This is a genomic window from Flavobacterium sp. GW821-FHT12A05, assembly GCF_058807735.1.
This window is the reverse complement of the sequence record NZ_JBXAQY010000007.1, coordinates 159104-180000: the sequence shown is the minus strand read 5'-3', so window position 1 is coordinate 180000 and position 20897 is coordinate 159104. Positions and strand designations below refer to the sequence as shown.

Genomic DNA, 20897 nt, shown 5'->3' with positions numbered 1-20897 from the left:
TATTAATGTATTATAGAGTTTAAAATAAAAACGAAAATGATTCCTAAAACAGATACTAAAGATTCCATGACGGTCCAGGATTTAAAAGTGTCTTTTAGGCTGATATTAAAATATTCTTTGAACATCCAGAAGCTTGGATCGTTTACATGTGAGCACATTAAACTTCCGGCTCCAACGGATAAAACCAATAAGTTAGGATCGAGTCCTGTTGTTTGCAGTAACGGCAGTAAAACGCTGGCCGTCATTAATCCGGCGGCTGTAGCAGAGCCCACACAAACGCGAATAATCGCAGCCATTATCCATGCCAATAAATAAGGATGAATGTTTATTTGTGTTAAGGCGTCTACTATAGTCTCGTTTACACCGCTTACAATCATAACTTCTTTTAAACCTCCGGCACCACCTACGATTAAGACAATTAATGCGACGTCTTTTATGGCGGCCGCATAATCATCCATCACTGAGGTAATGCTTCGGTTCATTCTGATTCCTAAAGTATACGTACAGATAAGTAAAGAAATCAGCATGATCATACTGGGTTCTCCTACTGTTTTGCAGATATTTTCTACTGTTTCATTTTTTGTAAACAGGGGTAATATTGAAGTGAGCGTTAATCCAAAAACCGGAAATAAAGCAGAGAATAAACTAAGTGAAAAACTTGGAAGTTTACCGTGGTTTACTACTTCTTCAACATTTAAAATTTCATGATCCGATTCGGTTTTGATGTTTTTAAGCAAATTCGAAAACAACAAACCGGCAATAAAAATAGTGGGAATTGCAATTATAATTCCATATACTAAAACAAGTCCAATGTCAGCCTTTAAAATACTGCTTAAAGCCATTGGTGACGGATGTGGGGGCAAAAAACCGTGTGCTACTGAAAGCGACGCCAGCATTGGAATTCCCAGATATACTTTTGACAGTTTAAATTGATGGGCTACTGAAAAGATTAGAGGTACTAACAAAACAAATCCAACACTATAAAATAGAGGTATCCCAACAATAAATCCGGTAATCATTAAGCCAAGTCGAACGTATTTTCTGCCCGTCCATCCCATAACTGTTTTGGCAATGACATTGGCGGCACCTGATGAAACGGTAAGTTTACCAATACAAGTTCCGAAAACGATAATCAATGTAATAGATCCTAACATTTCGCCTAAACCTTTTTGGACAGTTTGCGGCAAAGTGCTTACTGGCAGGCCTAAAAATAGACCTGCTAATAAAGCTGTTATGATAAAGGCAATAAACGGATTGATTTTAAGCCAAGCTATTTGAATGATTAAAAACGCAATGCATGCCGTAAGAATTAAAATGCTCATTTATCTTTTTTTGTTATTGTTTATCCCACCAGATTCTTGTTGTAAAAGTGTCTGCGCCCTGGCGCTTAACTGCTTCTGCTAAGTTAGCGGAATTCACTGAATATTCGCTGGTTGAGTATTTTAAACGTCTTGGTATTGTGCCGTTTGTAACATTGCCCGGGAAATTTACAGGAGTTAAAACAGGATATCCGGTTCTTCTCCAGTTAGAATAAATTTCCTGCTCGTCTACAAATAATGCGATGTAAATCTGGGTATGAATCTGATTCATTTTTGCGTCAAATGATCCTGCAGCATTGTACGGATTTGCGGTTAAATATACCGTTGCATCCGGAATAGTATAAGCTGCACCGTAAATTCCCATGTTTAGGAAAGAAGCTTTCACGCCTTTTTCATATAAATCTTTATCTGTTTCAGCAGTATACCATCCTCTTGCAGCAGCTTCGGCTAAATATAAATTAGTTTCGGCATTGCTGATTAGAACCAGCGGTGCATCATATTTAAAAACAGTACTTTGGTTAGGCTCAGAATAGGTTCCTTGTTCTGCAGCTGTTGGAGCTGTTTTTGTTCCGTTAGGAAAACCTTTTTGAACCGCAAGACTTGTATTTTGAGCTGTTCCCTGCCAAACTCCTGAGTAAACGCTGATTCTAGGATCGGCAGTTGATTGTAATAAATCAATAAATGTTTTGGCTAATTTACCGCCTTCTACATTTTTCTGTCCAAAAGATCCTGCTGTAAAATCTTGTTTTCTTGAATCAAAGCCAACCGGATTTCGGTTAAAATCATTTGGTCCGTCAGTGTATTTCATGATAGCATTATCTGCTCCGTTTAAAATTACACCGCCGGCAATTGCTTTCGTTACCCATGTTTTAGATAATGCAGGATCAACTTTAGACAATCTTAAACCTAAACGAAGCATTAACGAATAAGAGAACTTTTTCCATTTTGCAACATCACCATCATAAATAAAATCAGCTTTCCCAAAACTTGGTTTTGCCGGATCTAATCCTGCAGCAGCTTCATCTAATTCTTTCAATAAATCTTTGTAGATGAATTCCTGACTGTCATATTTTGGAAGGAAAACCTGTGTGCTGTTGGCTTTTGCTGCTTCAGAATAAGGAATGTCTCCATATAAATCAGTTACTTTATGGTATAAAAATGCTTTCCAGATTCTGGCAATATTAAGTCGGTTGCTATCGTTTGGACTGTTTTTTAAAGCATCGATTACGATTTGTGTTTCGTTTATACCTGTTGGATACGCCTGATTAAAATAAGCCGAATAATAAACTTCGTTATTTAAATATTTATCTCCTACACCAGAAGCTTCTTTGTATGTGGCATATTGCTGTATCATACCGCCGCATTCTAAAATGTTGATTAAGAAATAATTGTTGTTTAAACCATCCAGCTGTGCTTTACTGAAAACAAAATTCGGATTTGGTTTGTCAACTGAATTGGGGTTGGTGTTGATTTCTTCAAAATCATTTGTACAGGATGCCATACTTCCTAGAAGTATTCCTGCAATATATAATATGGTTAACTTTTTCATGTCTTTTAATTTAAAAATTAGAGATAAAACGAGTTTAAAATTTGATATTTAAACTTAAACCGAAACTTCTGGTTTTTGGCACTCCAAATTGTTCTACACCCTGAGCGTTTCCTGCACTAAATACAGATTCAGGATCTACGTTTGGTGTTTTCTTATAAAGGATGAATAAGTTTCTTGCCACAAATGAAATGGAAGCTCCCTGAAGTTTTGATAATCCTTTTATTTTCTCAATTGGTAATTGGTAACCTAAGATTATTTGTCTTAATTTGATGAAACTTGCATCATAAACAAATGTTGATGATATGTTTCTTAAACCGTCATAATACGTTCTTAAGTTTTCCGGAGCAATAACCATATCCACCGGGTTTCCGTTAGTGTCAACACCTTTAATTGGTAAACCACCATCACGACCGTCCAGGGTTAATTTTGTTAATCCCATACGAGTTCCGTACAAATCAGTTCCAGAGTATAAACTTCCTCCAAATTTACCGTCGATTAAAAAGCTGAATGATATGTTTTTGTATTTAAATTCATTGCTGATACCTGCTCCCCAAGGATGAACTCCCTGGCCTAATTCTTCAAGCGGACCTTGCGCAATAGTAGCCGAGCCACCGCTTACATTGTAAACCGTATTTCCGTTTGCGTCTTTACGAGGTTTGTATCCTTTTATAATACTGTACGGACGACCCACATCACTTGTAATGGTAACATATCCGTTTACAGAAGTTGCCATTGTAATAGAGCTTAACTGATCTGTAAGTGCTTCGACTGTGTTTTCGTTATACGAACCATTGAAACTTGCATCCCATGAAAAATTTTCTGTATTGATGATTTTACCGCTAAGTAAAAATTCAACTCCTTTATTTCTCATTTTTCCAAGATTCAATAAAGCAGTATTGGCTCCCGAAGCATTTGAGATTGTAGTTTCTACAATATCGTTTGTTGTTGCACGGTTGTAATATGCGAAATCAAGATTTAAGCGATTATTGAAGAAACCTAAATCAGTTCCAATTTCAAAAGTGGTCGAAGTCAACGGGCTTAAAGTCGAGTTAGGAACTCTTGTGCTTGTTGGGCCTTGTAATTGTTGTCCGTTATGTCCGCCCTGCACCATCGTAAAAGATTGATTTAATGCATACGGATCTGGAGTTGCGCCTCCAACCTGCGCCCAAGAAGTTCTTAGTTTAGCAAACGAAACAAATTCCGGCATTTTTATAATATCTGATACAATGATACTTGTTCCAACAGATGGGTAAAATACCGTGTTGTTATCTTTAGAAAGTGTCGAGAACCAATCCTGACGACCTGTAAAGTTTAAGAAAACGACATTTTTATAATCTAAATCTACAGCACCATAAACTGAATTTGTTTTTGTTTTTCCGTACGGATACGTGTAAGCAAGAGTAGATAAGTTGCTTATAGCATAAAAATCGTCTAACACAAAATTTGATCCTTCAAATCTTGTTTCGTCTCTTAAAGTGGTGCGAGAGTTAACTCCAAGTAAAGCATTTAAAGAGAAATTACCATAAATGTTTTTCTTAGTATAGTTAAGAATTGCTTCTGTATTTAAGTTAGATATTTTTGTTTTTTGACCTTGCGCATATCCAACCGGATTGTTTAAAGTTGTTTTTGGAATATATCCGAAGAAATCATAGTTGGTATAATCTTGTCCAATTCGTCCCTGAAGAAATAATTCAGGAGTAAAATTCAACTTTACATTCAACATCCCGATAAAGCGGTTTTTAGTGTCTTTGTTTTTAATTTTATTGACAACAAAGTAAGGATTTGTAGCTACAGCAACCGGATTCCATGCTTCTTCAATACCATTTGCATCATATCCTGGGGCAAGGTTTCTAATGTCAACTGTATTGGCGATCATGTACGTTCCCCAGTTTGGGTTAGCTTCGGCATCTGAAACGGTAACTCTGTTATTAGATTTTTCTAAATTATACTGTACAACAGCATCAAATTTTAACCAATCTGTCATATTAACATTACTTGCAATATTGATGCTTTTTCTGTTGAAATCAGAATTTGGCACTACAGATTGATTGTCTGTATTGGAGAAAGAAAGACGTCCTGTAGCTTTTTCTGTTCCTCCGGATAAAGCGACAGAATTGATAAATGTCGTTCCGGTTTCGTAGAAATTCTTAATATTATCTTTTTGAGGAGAATAAGGTCGCGCTACCCCATCGAACTGAACCACATCGGTTCCGTCCATTTTAGCACCCCAAGACCAGCGTCCTGCAGCAATAGCTTCGGCCTGATTTGTTGGTTTTTTTCCGTTTGCTCCAGAACCGTATTCGTATTGCCATTTTGGGATAATAGAAGGAGTTTCAAAAGTAAAAGAAGTATTATATTCTACTCCAATTCCTTTTTGAACCGCACCTCTTTTAGTCTGAATCAGGATTACTCCGTTTGCAGCATTTGCGCCGTATAATGCAGCCGCAGTTCCACCTTTTAAAACCGTTATGGTTTTAATATCATCCGGATTTATTACAGAAGTTCCGTCTCCGCGATCCACATTAATTCTGGTTGAGCCGGGACCGTTTCCAATTCCTGGTAAATTAAGTTGTGTATTATCGATAGGTAAGTCGTTTACCACATACATAGGCTGGTTATTTCCGTTTAATGAACCGTTTCCTCTAATTACTACGCGGCTGGATCCGTTTGGTCCTGTTGCGGTGCTGCTCACATTAACACCGGCAATTTTTCCAACTAAGGCATTCGCGATATTTGTTTCTTTTGCTTTTGTAAATTCAGTTCCTTTAAGCTCTGTTACAGCATAAGCAACAGACTTACTACTTTTTTTAACACCTAATGCTGTTACTAAAACCTGTTCTAATACATTTTCGGCAGGTTTTAATTTAATAACTAAATCTGTGGTACGGTCTAAAGTAAATTCTAAAGTTCCGTAACCCATATAAGTAATAATGATTTGCTTTTCGTTTTCAGCAACATTCAATCTAAATTTTCCTGATTCATCTGTTATTGTAGCTATTTTGTTATTGCCTTTTGCATAGACCGTGGCGCCCGCAATTGGCATTCCGTCGTCCTGACCAATTACCTGGCCAGTAATTTCAACCTGATTGCTTTTTTGTTCAAAGAGATGCTTTTTTATTGCAGTCTCCTTTGCATTTGTCGAGAGGATCATCCCCCCAATAAATACTAATGAAATTAGCTTTGTTTTCATAATAGTTTGGTTTTCATGTTTTCTTTTTGGTTTTTATTGGCGAATCAAATATATATATTTATTTTTCACAGTTGCATTTTTTTTGCATTAAATGCATTTTTTTTGCAATAAAATTTATTCAAGTATTTTTATAATCCAAAAAACATGAGGTAATTAAAGGTGTTTTGAGAAAATTTTGCAGAATGTGTTTTTTTATTTGAAAATAAATTTTGGCTGAAAATTCGTATTTTTGAAATATGAAAGTCACATTAATTCAATCCAATCTTCATTGGGAAGATGCCGCGCAGAACAGAAAAAACTTTGAATCGAAAATAAATCAAATCGATTCTCAGGTAAATTTGATTGTACTTCCAGAAATGTTTTCGACTGGTTTTACGATGAATCCATCGTCAGTAGCCGAAACAATGGAGGGTGAAACTATTTTATGGATGAAAAGAATGGCGCAAGAAAAAAACAGCGCCCTGACAGGAAGTTTGGTAATTACGGAAAACAATAATTATTATAACCGAATGCTGTTTGTTTTTCCGTCAGGAGAAATTAAATATTACGACAAACGCCATTTGTTTTCATTGGCTGGAGAAGATAAATTCTACACTGCCGGAACTCAAAAAGTAATTGTCGATTATCTGGATTGGAAGATTTGCCTGCAGGTTTGTTACGACTTAAGATTTCCTGTTTTTGTGAGGAATGTCGAAAACTACGACTTGCTTTTATATGCTGCCAATTGGCCAAAAGTGCGCACCAATGCCTGGGACACTTTGCTTAAAGCACGCGCCATCGAAAATCTGAGTTATGTAGTTGGGGTAAACCGCGTTGGTTTAGATCATCATGATTACGAACACATTGGCCATTCGCAGGTTGTGGACTTTTTAGGCAATTACATTCTGGAACCACAAGAAACAGAAGGTGTTTTTGTGGTTGATTTAGATAAAAATGAAATGCTGGAAACGAGAAAAAAACTCGATTTTTTAAGCGATAAAGATATTTTCGAAATTAAAATTTAGAAAGCCTTTCGTTTTTTCTCGTCGTCTTTTCTCTTTTTGTCGTCTTCTTTTTTCTCTACGTCAGGATTATACGGAACACTTAAGTCAATGGTTTCGTTAACATCCCAGTTGGTTCGTACATCAATTTCACGCTGAAAATAAAACACTTCTTCGGCATATCTTTTTTGAAGGAAACTACCGGTATCGTACTTTTTATTTTTGTTGTCGTCGTAGATAACTCGTATAGTAAACTGCGCCGGAACCATTAAATTAAATTCAATTTCGGTTTTTCCTTCAGAATATTCGCTTGCAAGTACTTCGTCTCCATTTTTATTGGTTATTTCAACAATGATAGGGAAACGTTTTACGTTTTTTAAATTCAGAATTAAATTTCCGTAATCAGCCGGTTCTTTTGTCGATAATTTATAAGATAAAGTATCGTTGGTTTTTTCATAGAAATCAGTCAATGCACCCGGGAAAAACGTAAAGTTGTATTTTTCCAAAGGTTCTTTCTTGAAATCAACATATAATTTCTGTTCGAACTCGTCGTATTCTGTTGTAAAATCAACCGCTGTAGAATCTTTATTGACCAGTTTGATTTTTGTTTTATCAAATTTAACCAGCGGAGTTTCGGTTTCTAAAGTAAATCTATCTCTAAAATTAATAGTACCATTTTGAACCGCTTTGATATTTAAGGTATCTTTTTTCTGGTCTTTATATTTAAAGGTGAATTTTTTCTCGTACTTATCTTTAGTCACATCTAATGATAAAGAATCAGCTTTTAATGGTTTAAACCAGACTTGAAGCGAATCTTTTTTAGGGAAACGCGTTATAATAGTTTCTAATTTTTCGTCATTGTGTTTTAATACAATTGCAGGTCGGTTTGTTTTAAAATCCTGTTTTCCTTCATACGGCAGGAGTATTCTGTTTCCTGAAACTTGTATTGGTTTAAATGTTTTTAAAGGAAGTGTTTCTTTAAATAATTCCAATTCAAAAATCGTATCGTTTGGTACCGTTATAAAGTGTTTGATAAAACCAATTTTATCATCTTTAGGATTAAATTTATTGTTGTTTCCTTTGTCTTTTAAAGCAACCAAAAGATATTTTCCGGCTTTTAAATTTTCAAATTCAAAAGTTCGCATACTGTCTAAAGTATTGGTAATGTAACGAGGAAATTCTTTGTAGATAACAGAATCTTTATATTTGTCATTTGCCTCATAAAGCATTACAGAAACAAAATTGTCTACTTTTTTTGCGTAAGAATCTTTAATTTTTCCGCTAAGTTTAAGAGAATCGATATAAGGTCCAGTCGAAAAAATATACTTAAACTGATTGATTGCATTTCCTTCATTATTATCGGCGATACTCTGCCCAAAATTAAAGCTGTAAGTCGTATTTGGTTGTAAAGTATCTCTCAGTTTTATGTTAATGAATTTGCTGACATTGGTTGGTGTAATCACCGGCTCATATTTCATTGGAGGAGAAATAATAAGCTGTTTGTTAAGGTTTTTTAATTTGATGTATTCATCAAAAACCAAAGTAATTTCGTTTCCTTTAAAATCAGTTGTCAAATTTTTAGGAGTGCTGGACACTAAAACCGGTGCCAGTGTATCTTTTAATCCGCCGGTAATGCTGCCTCTTTTGGCGCAGCTCATCATTAGTAATACCAATAAAAATGAAATGTATTTCAGTTTGCTTTTCAACATAGCGGTTTTTAAATTTGATTGCACAAAATAACAATTATATTTGCTTTAATTGAAATTTTTTGGGCATTTATTAGGATTTACAGCTTTTGTATTTTCTTCTTTTTTTGAATTTGAAATAATCAATACGTTATAATTTCTTACTTTTGAGTTCAAATGTAATCCCCCTGGTTTTGATAAAAAGAATTTTTTTGGTTTCAATATTTGTTTTGCTTTCTGCCTGCAGTAAAAACGACAAACCAATAATTGCTTTTTATTATTGGAAAACTAATTTGAAGTTTTCTGAAACAGAAAGAATTACCCTAAAAGATAACGATGTCCGCAAACTTTATGTCCGCTATTTTGACATCGGACTTCACCCTCAAACGCAAAAGCCATTTCCGATAAGTCCTGTTCATTTTTATGAAAACGTGCAGGAATTTGAAATTGTTCCGGTCGTTTTTATTCAGAATAAAGTAATGCTCGATAAGAGTCTGGACGTTGAAGATCTGGCCAAAAAGACAATTCATTTAATTACTGAAATCAATAACAAGAATAAAATTAATGGTTCCGAAATTCAAATTGACTGCGACTGGACATTGAATAGTAAAGACAATTATCTTAAATTTATTGAACAAATTAAAAAGCTTTCGCAGAAAAAACTTTCGGCAACAATCAGGCTTCATCAGGTAAAATATTTCAAGAAAACCAAGATTCCAAATGTAGATAATGGCGTTTTGATGTTTTATAATATGGGAAGCATCGCGCCGGATTCGTTAAACTCTATTTACAGCCGAAAAATCTCAGAAAGATATCTTAAAAGTTTAAAGAAATATCCGCTTCATCTTGATTATGCACTGCCTATTTATTCGTGGGCGATTCACATCAGAAACCAGAAAGTTTTAGGGCTGCGTTCGAAATTGAATGTAAGCGAACTTAAAAAAGATAAAAACTTCGAGCAGATTAGTCCAATATTTTTCAGGGTAAAACAATCTAATTACAAAAACGGGGTTTATTACGAAGAAAATGATCTGCTTAAAACAGAGATGATTTCTCCGGAAGATTTAAAAGAAATGGCTGAAGATTTAGACGACAATAAAGCGCAGTCTCCAAAAGAAATTATATTTTACGATTTAGACGAATTCAATTTAAATAATTATGAAAAGAATATTTTTAAGCAAGTTGTTTCTTGGTTTTAGTGCAGCTTTCCTTTTTGTGTATGGAATAATTTATGCTTGCGCAGATGGCGATTGGGATTATATGGGGTCGTACAACTCTAATTTTACTCCGGAAGCTTTTGCAGACAAATCGTATTCGCCGCTTTTTTTATCTGGAGGTATTTTCTACGGAATTGGTTTTGATACCCAGCATAATTCTCGCTTTAATAAAGACATAAAATCAGATTGGGCAGGGTATCTAAAAGGAAAAATAGATACAACAACGGTAAATTATTTCTTGATTGGAGATGAAAACCTGAATTATTATTCAGATAATAAAAACACCATTAAGAACAAGGAAGAAATTACAGATCTTCATGTCTATTATAAAAATAAAAAAGACAACGCAGCATCTGTAAAATGGGGCAAAAAAATGCCGTTGAAAGATGAAAAAGTAAAAAGCTTTGTGGAGTTTTTGTATTTGGCACAAAAAATAGAAACGGTTTCGATTAATAAAGATTATTGGAGTTACGAGCCTGTTGTGGCAAAAACATTCAATGATCCTAAAATGATTCAGTCAATCGAGAATGTTTACAATACTTTGTCTGATCCTTTTTTGAAAAACAGATATTGGTTTCTTACCATGAAAGCTCGTTTTTACAGCAACGATAAACAAAAAGCAATTGACTTTTTTAATAAAACAGAAAGTTCTGTTCCTAAAAACGTTTTGTATTACCGCGCACTTTCGTACGTTGCCGGAATCAATCATAAACAAAAAAAATATGCAGTTTCGAACTATTTGTATGCGCAGGTTTTTGATAAATGTCCAGAATTAAGAGTGGTAACGGCTTATTGTTTTAATCCAAAAAACCAAACCGACTGGAATAAAGCGTTGACATTGGCAAAAAATAATAAAGAAAAAGCGGCGCTTTGGGCTGTTCACGGATATTATAAAGATGAAAAGCAGGCCATCGAAAAGATTTATGAGTTAGATCCAAAAAGCGAGCATTTAAATTATCTCGCCACAAGATTGGTAAATGAACTTGAGCAGTCTATAAATAATTCATTTCAGCAGGATGCCGGAGACGATAAGCCTAAAAAGAAACTAAGTGTTGCAGAAAGCAAAACAGAAAATCAGGTTAAAGTCGACCAAAAGGCATTAGATTTAATTGCTAAAATTTCGGCGGCTGGAAATACAGATAGACCTTATTTATGGGATTTGTTTCTGGGATATTTACAGACTTTAAAAGGAGATTATGCAAATGCAGATAAGAACTTTGATAAAGCAGTAAAAACGCTTCCTAAAACAGAATTGGCAGGAATGCAGCTTCGTTTGCTTCGTTTTGTAAACAACCTGAACAAAATTGATAAGCTGACAGATAAAAACGAAAAAACAATCCTGGCCGATTTAAACTGGCTGTACAACGAACTTCCAAAAACATATAAAGGAGAGGAATTTCGATATCAAAATGCTTCTTCATGGAGCAGAAGTTATTTGTCTACACTTTATAGAGAAAAAGGGAATTTAGTTTTAGCCGAGATTTTTGGCGAATCGCGTTACAGTTATTGGAACGATGGAAATGCTTTTTATGATGATGAAAAGAATTTACAAGGAATAAAAACATTTTTGGCTAAGTCAAATAAAACCGAAATTGAAACTATCGGGGCGGGAATTTATAGTTTGAAACTGAAAGATATCAATAACTTTCAGGCAGTTCAGGCAACTTTTAAAAACAAAATTCCGGAAGCGATTGAGTTTTTAAAACAGACAGATTCAGTACAGTATTATAAGTTTTTAGGAAATCCGTTTAACGGAAGCATAAAAGATTGTCACGACTGCGATCATACGGCTTATCAAAAAAGAAAATATACGCAGATGGATTTCTTAACGACGATTAAAGAAATGCAGGACAAGCTGGCTAAAAACGAAGATGTTTACACCAATAGTTTGTTATTAGGAAATGCATTTTATAATATCTCGCATTTTGGAAACGGAAGAACTTTTTATGAAATTTCTATTGTAGGTTATGGTTCAAGTCCATATTCGTTTAGAGATTCCATGAAAAAGATGATTACGGACTGCAGCGTTTCAAAAATGTATTATCAAAAAGCTTTGCAGGCTGCATCAACAAAAGAGCAGAAAGCAAAATGTGTGTATTTAATTTCGAAATGCGAACGAAACGAATATTATAACAATAAATACAACAGCGTAAGATATTGGTGGGATGCAAATGATGATAAAGTAAACTTTATTGCCTGGAACGGATTTAAAACGCTTCAAAAGGATTACTCAGATACTAAATATTATCAGGATGTAATTGCAGAATGCGGTTATTTTAATACTTACGTTACTCAATTAAAATAAAATCAAATGGTTAATAAAATAGAGCATATAGGAATTGCAGTTAAAAACATGGACGATGCCAATGCATTATTCGAAAAATTATTGGGTGTTCCGTCCTATAAAGAAGAAACGGTAGAAAGCGAAGGCGTTTTGACTTCATTCTTTCAAACGGGAACAAACAAAATCGAACTTTTGATGGCCACAAACCCAGAAAGTCCAATTGCGAAGTTTTTAGAAAAGAAAGGCGAAGGGATTCATCATATCGCTTTTGATGTTGAAGATATTCATGCCGAGATTTCACGTTTAAAAAACGAAGGTTTTGTGTTAATTAATGAAGTTCCGAAGAAAGGCGCCGACAATAAATTGGTGGTTTTTCTGCATCCGAAGAATACAAATGGAGTTTTGGTGGAGCTTTGTCAGGAAATCAGGTAAAAAAATATCTTTTTTTATTTTAAATAATGTCTTGAAAATCAATCTTGTTTTTAAAACAAAGGGTTTGAATTGAAATTAAATGCAAATCAAGTCCTAAAATATTTGGAGTGAATGAAAAATAGTAGTAATATTGCATCCTCTAAACCGGTCCTATAGCTCAGCTGGTTAGAGCACCTGACTCATAATCAGGTGGTCCCTGGTTCGAGCCCAGGTGGGACCACTCATTTAGAAATAGAAAGCCTTTACAGCAATGTAAAGGCTTTTTTATTGCCTGATTTTTATTTTGTAATATAATTCTATCATTTAAAAATGTATTTTTACTTTTAATGACAAAAGTAAAATCATGAAGCTAGATCAAAAGGATAATAGTTATTTCATCACTTTAAAAAAGAGTTTTGAAAATAATGAAGTTAGTTTTGCTTGTATAAAGCAGGCTTTTGATTTTGCTTATAAAATGGTGTATGAAGGCGGATTTCATAAAGCTGTGAGATCTGGCGGTGAAATAGATAGAACCGATGCGGAGATTTTTCAAAATACATTTCAGGGAAAAATCGCCGAGATCGTACTTTATGATAATTTGAAACTTCAGAATGTTGAGGTAGAAACTCCGGATTTCAGTATTCACGGAAAAGGGAAATGGGATCAAACCGATTTAAAAGCAAACGGAAAATCAATATGCGTTAAGTCGGCAGCTTTCTTTGCGAATCTTTTTCTTTTAGAAACTAAAGATTGGGATTCAAAAGGAAGATACATTCACAATTTCAGAAATTCTGACGCTGTTGATACGTATGATTATTTTGTTTTGGTGAGAATTAAACCTGATATAAAATTTATTTTAAAAGAAACTTCAGAAACAAAAGAAAACTTATGGCAGGAAATTCAAAAATTTTCTTGGTTCTATGATATTCCCGGTTGTGGTTCGTTAAAAACAATTCGATATATAATTGAAAATGAATATGTAATTCCTAAAAATGCATTGTTAAACGGCAGAACTAAAATGGATGCAAGAAACTATTATATTCAATCGGGTAATTTGCATAATGTAGCTCGTTTATATTCTGGTTTAAAAGAAAAATAGATTAAATTTATCATTCAAAGACGAATTTAATCTTAACGAAAGATGGATAATTTAACTCCCGAACAGCGGAGAAAAAATATGCAGGCGATAAAAAGCACCGCCACAAAAGATGAAGTGAGGCTTGCAAAAGCTTTATGGAAATTAGGTTACCGATATCGAAAAAACAATAAAAAAGTATTTGGAAAACCAGATTTGACTTTTGCCAGTTATAAAATCGCCATTTTTATCGACAGCGAATTTTTTCATGGAAAAGATTGGGAAACACAGCAACTCCGAATTAAATCAAATCGCGACTATTGGATTCCGAAAATCGAACGGAATATGAAACGTGATATTGAAGTCAACGAGCATTTACTTTCGAAAAATTGGAAAGTTTTACGGTTTTGGAGCAAAGAAATTCAAAAAGAATTAGAATCTTGCATCGAAAAAATTAAACAAGAAATTGAACTTTCAAAATAAATAATGTTTCTAAAAACGCAAACCAATCAAAATATCGAAAACTACACAAGTGCTTTAAAAGCTATTGGGGCGTTTTCGAATTTGTTTAGTTCTTCAGACAAACCTTTTATTCAATACAGAGTTGCCGAGAATGCTTTTTGTAAAGCTTTTGGTGCCGATAATCTGGCACGCGCAGATGTGGCATACGATGCCATTGTAAATGGTTGTGGTATTGGAATTAAAACCTTTGTACTTTCAGGAAGTTCTAAAGTGGAGAAGGTTGCAGAATTTAATTCGCGCAGTTCAGAAATAAGAATACTCAAAGGTTTAGATTTAGCTAACAAACTGGCTGATTTTAGAAATGAACGAATCGAATTTGCAGATCGCGTTTACAATACTCAAAACAGGGTTTATCATATTATTGGCCGTGATAAATTTTTGATAAAAGTTTTTGAAACCTCTTATGATTTAATTGATAAAGAATCAATCGAAATCCTGGAAGAAACCAAAAGCTCGCTAAAGTTCAAAGACGCTTTAAACGAGTATAATTTTAATTTTTCTAAAAGCGTTTTAATGAAACGTTTCGTCGTTCCTGATGAATGTGTTGAAATTGCGGTCGAAATTTTAGAAGAGCCAATAAATGTACTTTTAAATCTGTCGCAGCCAAATCGTATAAAAGAAACTGGTTTTGTAAATGAAAAGCAGCTTCAAAAAGCAATTGGTTTATTAACAGAAGAAGAATTAATTCCGTTTGTAGATTATGTCATTCTGCCCTTATATTCTCCCGAAGCAAAAAAGAAATTAAAAGAACCCATTGTACCTGTTAAGAGTCAGCTGAACCAATGGAACGCCGGAGGAAGAAAAAGAGATCCGGGTGAGGTTTATATTTCGATACCTTCAAAAATTAGAAAGAACGCTCCTGATTTTTTTCCGGAGAAAGATGTGATTTTTAATCTTAGAATTCCAAATGGTGCGATTCTTTCGGCAAAAGTTTGTCAGGATGGGAGCAAAGCGTTAATGACTAATCCAAACAAAGCAATGGCCGACTGGATGCTCCGTGATGTTCTATTGTTGAAAGAAAACGAAATCCTGACTTATGATAAACTCAGAAAAATAGGTTATGACAGTGTGAAAATCACAAAATCAACAAATCACGACTATTTTATAGATTTTACAAAATTAGACGAATACGAATCTTTTATCGAAAAAGCAGCAGATAATCAAGATGGGCAGTTTAAGCTTTTTCTTTAGATTTTTTTGACTTTTTAGATTCTACTTTTTCGATAACCTTGTATATCTCTGATGCTAATCTTTGAATAACAGGCATACTCACAGAATTTCCGGCTTGTTTGTACAAATGCGAATTTGAAATGGCAGGAAGTTTAAAATCATCAGGAAAACCCTGAAATCTAAAACATTCTCTTGGAGTCAGTTTTCTAAAGCCAAAATCGGTTGTAATAAGCGGTACATTATGACCTCCGGTTCCCATATTGGCGGTTAGAGTAGGGCAGACACTCGATTTATTTTCTCTAACATATTGTCTTCTAAACTGATAAATTCTATCTTTATTTGTGATAGATTCTCTCAGCATATCATACATGTATTTGTCTTCGTGATAGTAAAACTTCTCGTCGACTTTTTCTTTGGTAATTAAATCTTTGATCGATTTGGTCAAGTCTTCTTTTTCAGGAAAATGAAATTCAAATTTCTCATCTTTAATGTAATCTTTATCAAAAGCTACAATGAAAATTCTTTCTCTATTATGAGGGATGTTTCCGAAATCTTTTGTGTTTAAAACTGCGCTGTCAAAAGTATAACCGCGTTTTCTTATTTCGTTTTCGATAACTTTAATAGTGTTTCCTTTGTCGTGCCCTTTTAGGTTTTTTACGTTTTCAAGAAAAATTACATTAGGACGCATTTCATCAACAAAATCTAAAATTTTAAAGAAATGATTTCCTCTGCTGTCCTCAAAACCTTTTCTATAACCCGCAACCGAAAATGGCTGGCACGGAAATCCGGCAGTTAAAATATCTATTTTTTCAAGAGATGTAACGTCTAGCGCCATTACATCTCCTTCAATAAGATTATGCTCAAAATTATTTTTATAGGTAATGCAGGCATTTTTGTCAAATTCATTTGCCCATTCCAGTTTAAACCCAGCTTTTTCAAACCCCAAACATATACCGCCTACACCAGCATACAAACTTCCAACTGTTTTTTTCATTTACTATTTTTTGCCCTGATTTAATGAATGACCTCAAGAGGTTGTAATTTTAATTATGCAAATATATTAATTCGCGAACACTTGATCGCTTCAAGAATTTAAAAAGAAAATCTTTTAATCTTTTAGATTTTTAAATTTACAGTTCTTTCTGACTTATTTAAAAATTTACTGATTTTAATGAAAAAAATATTTTGTAAGAATTGTTCTTTAAATGTAAGTCCTTGGAAAATAAAACTTAATTTTGTTTCAACGAGAATTTTGGATAATAAACTCTAACAATTTCCCGTTTAATAAGGTGTTACATGAAGTTTTTAAAAAACAAGTGTGATATTGAACTGTATTTTTGGAGGTAAAACAGTCTGATAAAAAATCCGAATAATAACACAATGCGTATATTAAGTTTGTGAGGTCTTTTTAGTTATAAAGTTGTTTTTTTCTAAAAATCGTATATTTTTGCCAAAGAATTTCCGTGAAAGAGTGCTTTTTATGAGAAATTTCTATAAAAAAATATTTGCCAATATTGTATATTATTGATTATCAGCGCCCCAAGTTTATGAAGATCAACAGAATTGTTTTTTTAGTATTTTTTCTAGTATTGAATGTGTCAAGTATCATGGCTCAGCCAGGCGGTGGTCCACCTGGACCAGGCGGTGGTCCAGATGCGCCTTTAGAAGGTCCAATAAATGAAGATATCCCTTATTTAATTGTTGCCGGATTGATTTTGGGTACAGCAGTTATATATCGAAATAAAATAAAAAAAGCCTTATTTGTTAATCGAATAAAGTCTCGAAATATATTTTCCAACAACATCGAATTCTAAATTTATTTTACTTCCTACTTTGAAATCTTTAAAATTAGTATTTTCAAAAGTGTAAGGAATAATCGAAACGCTAAATTCGTTTGTTTTAGAGTTTACAACCGTTAAGCTTACTCCGTTAACTGTGATTGATCCTTTTTCGATTGTAATATTGCTGAGGTTTGGATCGTATTCAAAAGTATAATTCCAGCTTCCGTTTGCTTCTTCAATTTTAACGCAGGTTCCGGTTTGGTCTACGTGACCCTGAACAATATGGCCATCCAAACGGTCTCCAAGTTTCATTCCTCTTTCTAAATTTACAATATCATCAGCTTTCCAGTCGCCAATATTGGTTTTTAAAATAGTTTCTTCAATTGCGGTAACGGTATAAAAAGAATCTTTTATGGCCACAACTGTAAGACATATTCCGTTGTGCGATACACTCTGGTCAATTTTTAATTCGTTTGTGATAGATGAGTCGACTGTAACATGTAAGTTGTTTTTGTCTTTTCGTATTTCGTGAATCCTTCCAAGGGTTTCAATAATTCCTGTAAACATTGTAGTTTTATTTTACTAAATTTGCACATCAAAATTAGTAATAAATAAGCTGAGCTCATGAATAAAAAAGCAGAAAATATAATTGTTGGAATTTCAGTAGGAGATTTAAACGGTATTGGAAGCGAAGTTATACTGAAAACTTTCGAAGATTCTCGAATGTTAGAATTGTGTACACCTGTTATTTTCGCAAATGCTAAAATACTTTCTTTTGTTAAAAAAAGTTTCACTTCGACAGTTCAGTTTCACGGTGTAGATAAATTAGATCAGGTAATTCCGGGAAAAGTGAATGTTTTGAATCTTTGGAGAGAAGGTGTAGATATTAATCTAGGTACTAATGATGAAAAAATTGGTGAGTATGCTATAAAATCTTTTGTTGCAGCGACTAAAGCTTTAAAAGAAGGTTCGATTGATGTCCTGGTTACGGCGCCAATCAATAAATACAATATTCAGTCAGAAGATTTTAAATTTCCGGGACACACAGATTATTTAGATCAGGAGTTAGAAGGAAATGCCTTGATGATGATGGTTCAGGATAATTTAAGAGTGGGTCTGTTAACAGATCATGTGCCTATAAATGAAGTTTCATCTCATCTGACAGAAGAATTAATTACCCGAAAAATTGAAACAATCAGAAAATCTTTAATTCAGGATTTTAGCATCGTTAAGCCAAAAATTGCAGTTTTAGGATTAAATCCGCATTGCGGAGACGGCGGCGTAATTGGAAAAGAAGATGATTTGATCTTGAAACCCGTTTTGAAAAAAATATTTGACAGCGGTACGATGGTTTTTGGACCATTTTCTGCAGATGGATTTTTTGGAAGCGGACAATATGAAAAATATGATGCAGTTGTAGCAACTTATCACGACCAGGGATTAATTCCTTTTAAGACCTTGTCTTTTGGTAAAGGAGTCAATTATACTGCGGGTTTAAACAAAGTAAGAACATCGCCGGATCATGGCACGGGCTACGATATTGCTGGAAAAGATATGGCAGATTTCAACTCGTTTAAAGAAGCCGTTTACCTTGCGCTGGATATTTTTCGCTCTCGTAATCAGTATGAGGAGATTAGCGAAAAACCTCTTAAAATAAAAGAAAAACAGATATAAACAAAAAAAGGTGAATAAGATTATTAGATTTATAATAATTTTATATCTTTGCACCCCAATTCGGATATGTAGTTTTCTATTCGAATTACACAAATTGATGTTGAAATGAGCAAAACAAAAGAATTTTTAATTCCTTTCGTAGGGTTAAAGCTGGGAAAACACCATTTTGAGTATCAAATAAATAACACGTTCTTTAAGGACTTTGAGTACGATGAGTTTCAAAGTTCAGATATTAAAGTGAGTTTGGTTTTCGATAAGAAAAGCAACATGTTAGAGTTAGAATTCAAACACAAAGGAACTGTAAATGTACCTTGTGATCTAACAGGCGAAGATTTTGATCTTCCTATAAAAGGGAAAATGAAACTGATTGTTCGCTTTGGAGAGGAATTCAATAATGATAATGAAGAATTGTTGATTTTGCCGCATGGAGAACATGAATTAGATGTGTCACAATACATTTATGAAATGATAGCACTTTCAGTGCCTCTAAAACGAGTTCATCCAGGAGTTAAAGACGGAACTTTACAAACCGAAGCTTTGACAAAATTGAATGAATTAAGCGTAAAAGAACAAAAGGAAGAGAGTAAACAAGAAGAAGATATTGACCCGCGTTGGGAAAAATTAAAGAAACTATTAACGGATAAATAATATAGTAAAATGGCACATCCTAAGAGAAAAACCTCGAAAACAAGAAGAGATAAGAGAAGAACACATTATAAAGCTACTGTAGCTCAAATCGCTACATGTCCTATTACAGGTGAGGCGCATTTATACCACAGAGCTTACTGGCATGAAGGTAAAATGTACTACAGAGGGCAAGTTGTTATCGATAAATCTGAAGCGGTTGCTTAATACGTTTTTGTAAATTATACTAGAACTCTCACATAGTGAGAGTTTTTTTTGTTGGTTATAATTTTTGTTTTTTAAGAAAATACAGGCAAATTCGTTTTGATTTTTTTTGTACTTTTCGAGTCTTTTAAAAATTTTTCAAATACTAATATTTGAAAGGAAATAATAGAATATAATGAATACAATCACAGCCGCAATTACCGCTGTTGGAGGATACGTTCCAGACTTTGTGCTTTCTAACAAAGTGTTGGAAACAATGGTAGATACCAATGACGAATGGATTACCACTCGTACCGGAATTAAAGAAAGAAGAATTCTTAAAGATGCTGATAAAGGAACATCGTACCTTGCTATAAAAGCAGCACAGGACTTAATAGCAAAAGCTAACATAGATCCTTTAGAAATTGATATGGTTATCATGGCAACAGCAACACCAGATATGCTGGTAGCTTCTACAGGAGTTTTTGTTGCAACAGAAATTGGAGCCACAAATGCATTCGCTTACGATTTGCAGGCAGCTTGTTCAAGTTTCTTATACGGAATGTCTACCGCTGCGGCTTATGTGCAATCTGGAAGATATAAAAAAGTACTATTAATTGGTGCCGATAAAATGTCGTCAATTGTAGATTATACAGACAGAGCAACTTGTATTATTTTTGGTGATGGAGCAGGAGCAGTTTTGTTCGAGCCAAATTACGAAGGTCTTGGTTTACAAGACGAATATTTAAGAAGTGATGGTGTTGGACGCGATTTTCTTAAAATACCAGCTGGAGGATCTTTAATCCCGGCTTCAGAAGATACTGTGAAAAACAGACAACACAATATTATGCAGGATGGTAAAACAGTATTTAAATATGCTGTAACCAATATGGCTGATGCCAGCGAATTAATTTTGCAAAGAAATAATTTAACTAATCAGGATGTTGATTGGTTAGTGCCGCACCAGGCAAACAAACGCATCATCGATGCAACTGCAGGAAGACTTGAACTAGAAGAGTCTAAAGTACTAGTTAATATCGAAAGATATGGTAATACAACTTCAGGAACACTACCTTTGGTACTTTACGATTTTGAGAAACAGCTCAAAAAAGGAGATAATATTATTTTAGCGGCATTTGGAGGAGGATTCACTTGGGGATCTATATACTTAAAATGGGCTTACGATAAAAAATAAATCAAAACTAAAAACGA

General features: G+C 34.1%; 17 protein-coding genes and 1 tRNA gene. 12 read left to right on the top strand and 6 right to left on the bottom strand.

What is annotated here, in order from left to right:
• Positions 1 to 2: 2 nt before the first annotated feature.
• The 3 genes from AC1RRQ_RS17295 to AC1RRQ_RS17285 are packed head-to-tail and all read right to left on the bottom strand — an operon-like array spanning position 3 to position 6058.
• Positions 3 to 1322 carry a GntP family permease gene (locus tag AC1RRQ_RS17295; RefSeq protein ID WP_493024274.1) on the bottom strand — a complete coding sequence of 440 codons (1320 nt, stop codon included), beginning with the start codon at positions 1320 to 1322 and terminating at the stop codon, positions 3 to 5.
• 13 nt (positions 1323 to 1335) lie between these two features.
• Entirely contained in the window at positions 1336 to 2868 is a 1533-nt protein-coding gene (locus AC1RRQ_RS17290; RefSeq protein WP_493024273.1) for a SusD/RagB family nutrient-binding outer membrane lipoprotein, read from the bottom strand.
• A 34-nt stretch (positions 2869 to 2902) separates the two neighbouring features.
• Positions 2903 to 6058: a SusC/RagA family TonB-linked outer membrane protein gene (locus AC1RRQ_RS17285; RefSeq protein ID WP_493024272.1), complete on the bottom strand. Its 3156-nt coding sequence runs from the start codon at positions 6056 to 6058 to the stop codon at positions 2903 to 2905.
• A 236-nt stretch (positions 6059 to 6294) separates the two neighbouring features.
• Between AC1RRQ_RS17285 and AC1RRQ_RS17280 the strand changes: the two genes are divergently transcribed.
• Positions 6295 to 7062 (top strand): nitrilase family protein, encoded by a 768-nt coding sequence (locus AC1RRQ_RS17280; RefSeq protein ID WP_493024271.1) that lies wholly within the window; start codon positions 6295 to 6297, stop codon positions 7060 to 7062.
• Here the strand turns inward: AC1RRQ_RS17280 and AC1RRQ_RS17275 are convergent.
• Positions 7059 to 8747: an Ig-like domain-containing domain gene (locus AC1RRQ_RS17275; protein WP_493024270.1), complete on the bottom strand. Its 1689-nt coding sequence runs from the start codon at positions 8745 to 8747 to the stop codon at positions 7059 to 7061. The two genes, AC1RRQ_RS17280 and AC1RRQ_RS17275, sit on opposite strands and share 4 nt — an antisense overlap.
• A gap of 188 nt (positions 8748 to 8935) precedes the next feature.
• Here AC1RRQ_RS17275 and AC1RRQ_RS17270 point away from each other — a divergent pair, with 188 nt between their 5' ends.
• The 7 genes from AC1RRQ_RS17270 (at position 8936) to AC1RRQ_RS17240 (ending at position 15423) form a co-directional block, all read left to right on the top strand.
• Entirely contained in the window at positions 8936 to 9922 is a 987-nt protein-coding gene (locus tag AC1RRQ_RS17270) for a hypothetical protein (protein WP_493024269.1), read from the top strand.
• Complete coding sequence (locus AC1RRQ_RS17265) at positions 9882 to 12245, top strand: hypothetical protein (protein ID WP_493024268.1); 2364 nt, start codon at positions 9882 to 9884, stop codon at positions 12243 to 12245. Before AC1RRQ_RS17270 ends, AC1RRQ_RS17265 begins: the two co-directional genes overlap by 41 nt.
• 6 nt (positions 12246 to 12251) lie before the next feature.
• Complete coding sequence (gene mce, locus AC1RRQ_RS17260; protein ID WP_493024267.1) at positions 12252 to 12656, top strand: methylmalonyl-CoA epimerase; 405 nt, start codon at positions 12252 to 12254, stop codon at positions 12654 to 12656.
• Between the two features lie 146 nt (positions 12657 to 12802).
• Positions 12803 to 12876 (top strand) — tRNA-Ile (locus AC1RRQ_RS17255).
• Positions 12877 to 12999: 123 nt separating this feature from the next.
• Complete coding sequence (locus AC1RRQ_RS17250; protein ID WP_493024266.1) at positions 13000 to 13734, top strand: hypothetical protein; 735 nt, start codon at positions 13000 to 13002, stop codon at positions 13732 to 13734.
• Positions 13735 to 13776: 42 nt separating this feature from the next.
• Positions 13777 to 14193, top strand: a complete 417-nt coding sequence (locus tag AC1RRQ_RS17245) for a very short patch repair endonuclease (RefSeq protein WP_493024265.1) — start codon at positions 13777 to 13779, stop codon at positions 14191 to 14193.
• Between the two features lie 3 nt (positions 14194 to 14196).
• Complete coding sequence (locus AC1RRQ_RS17240; RefSeq protein ID WP_493024264.1) at positions 14197 to 15423, top strand: phospholipase D-like domain-containing protein; 1227 nt, start codon at positions 14197 to 14199, stop codon at positions 15421 to 15423.
• On the opposite strand, the gene dcm is transcribed toward AC1RRQ_RS17240, so the two are convergent.
• Positions 15407 to 16396, bottom strand: a complete 990-nt coding sequence (gene dcm, locus AC1RRQ_RS17235) for a DNA (cytosine-5-)-methyltransferase (RefSeq protein WP_493024263.1) — start codon at positions 16394 to 16396, stop codon at positions 15407 to 15409. The two genes, AC1RRQ_RS17240 and dcm, sit on opposite strands and share 17 nt — an antisense overlap.
• 763 nt (positions 16397 to 17159) lie before the next feature.
• On the bottom strand, positions 17160 to 17750 hold the full coding sequence (locus AC1RRQ_RS17230; RefSeq protein WP_493024262.1) for a riboflavin synthase: 591 nt from the start codon (positions 17748 to 17750) through the stop codon (positions 17160 to 17162).
• A gap of 57 nt (positions 17751 to 17807) precedes the next feature.
• On the opposite strand from AC1RRQ_RS17230, the gene pdxA reads away from it, so the two are divergent.
• From pdxA to AC1RRQ_RS17210, 4 genes are all read left to right on the top strand, one after another.
• Complete coding sequence (pdxA, locus tag AC1RRQ_RS17225; RefSeq protein WP_493024261.1) at positions 17808 to 18857, top strand: 4-hydroxythreonine-4-phosphate dehydrogenase PdxA; 1050 nt, start codon at positions 17808 to 17810, stop codon at positions 18855 to 18857.
• 105 nt (positions 18858 to 18962) lie between these two features.
• Positions 18963 to 19505 carry a YceD family protein gene (locus tag AC1RRQ_RS17220; RefSeq protein WP_493024260.1) on the top strand — a complete coding sequence of 181 codons (543 nt, stop codon included), beginning with the start codon at positions 18963 to 18965 and terminating at the stop codon, positions 19503 to 19505.
• Positions 19506 to 19514: 9 nt separating this feature from the next.
• Entirely contained in the window at positions 19515 to 19709 is a 195-nt protein-coding gene (gene rpmF, locus AC1RRQ_RS17215) for a 50S ribosomal protein L32 (protein ID WP_008465217.1), read from the top strand.
• Between the two features lie 172 nt (positions 19710 to 19881).
• Positions 19882 to 20880, top strand: coding sequence for a beta-ketoacyl-ACP synthase III (locus tag AC1RRQ_RS17210; protein ID WP_493024259.1), 999 nt, complete (start codon positions 19882 to 19884; stop codon positions 20878 to 20880).
• The last annotated feature ends 17 nt before the right edge of the window (positions 20881 to 20897 follow it).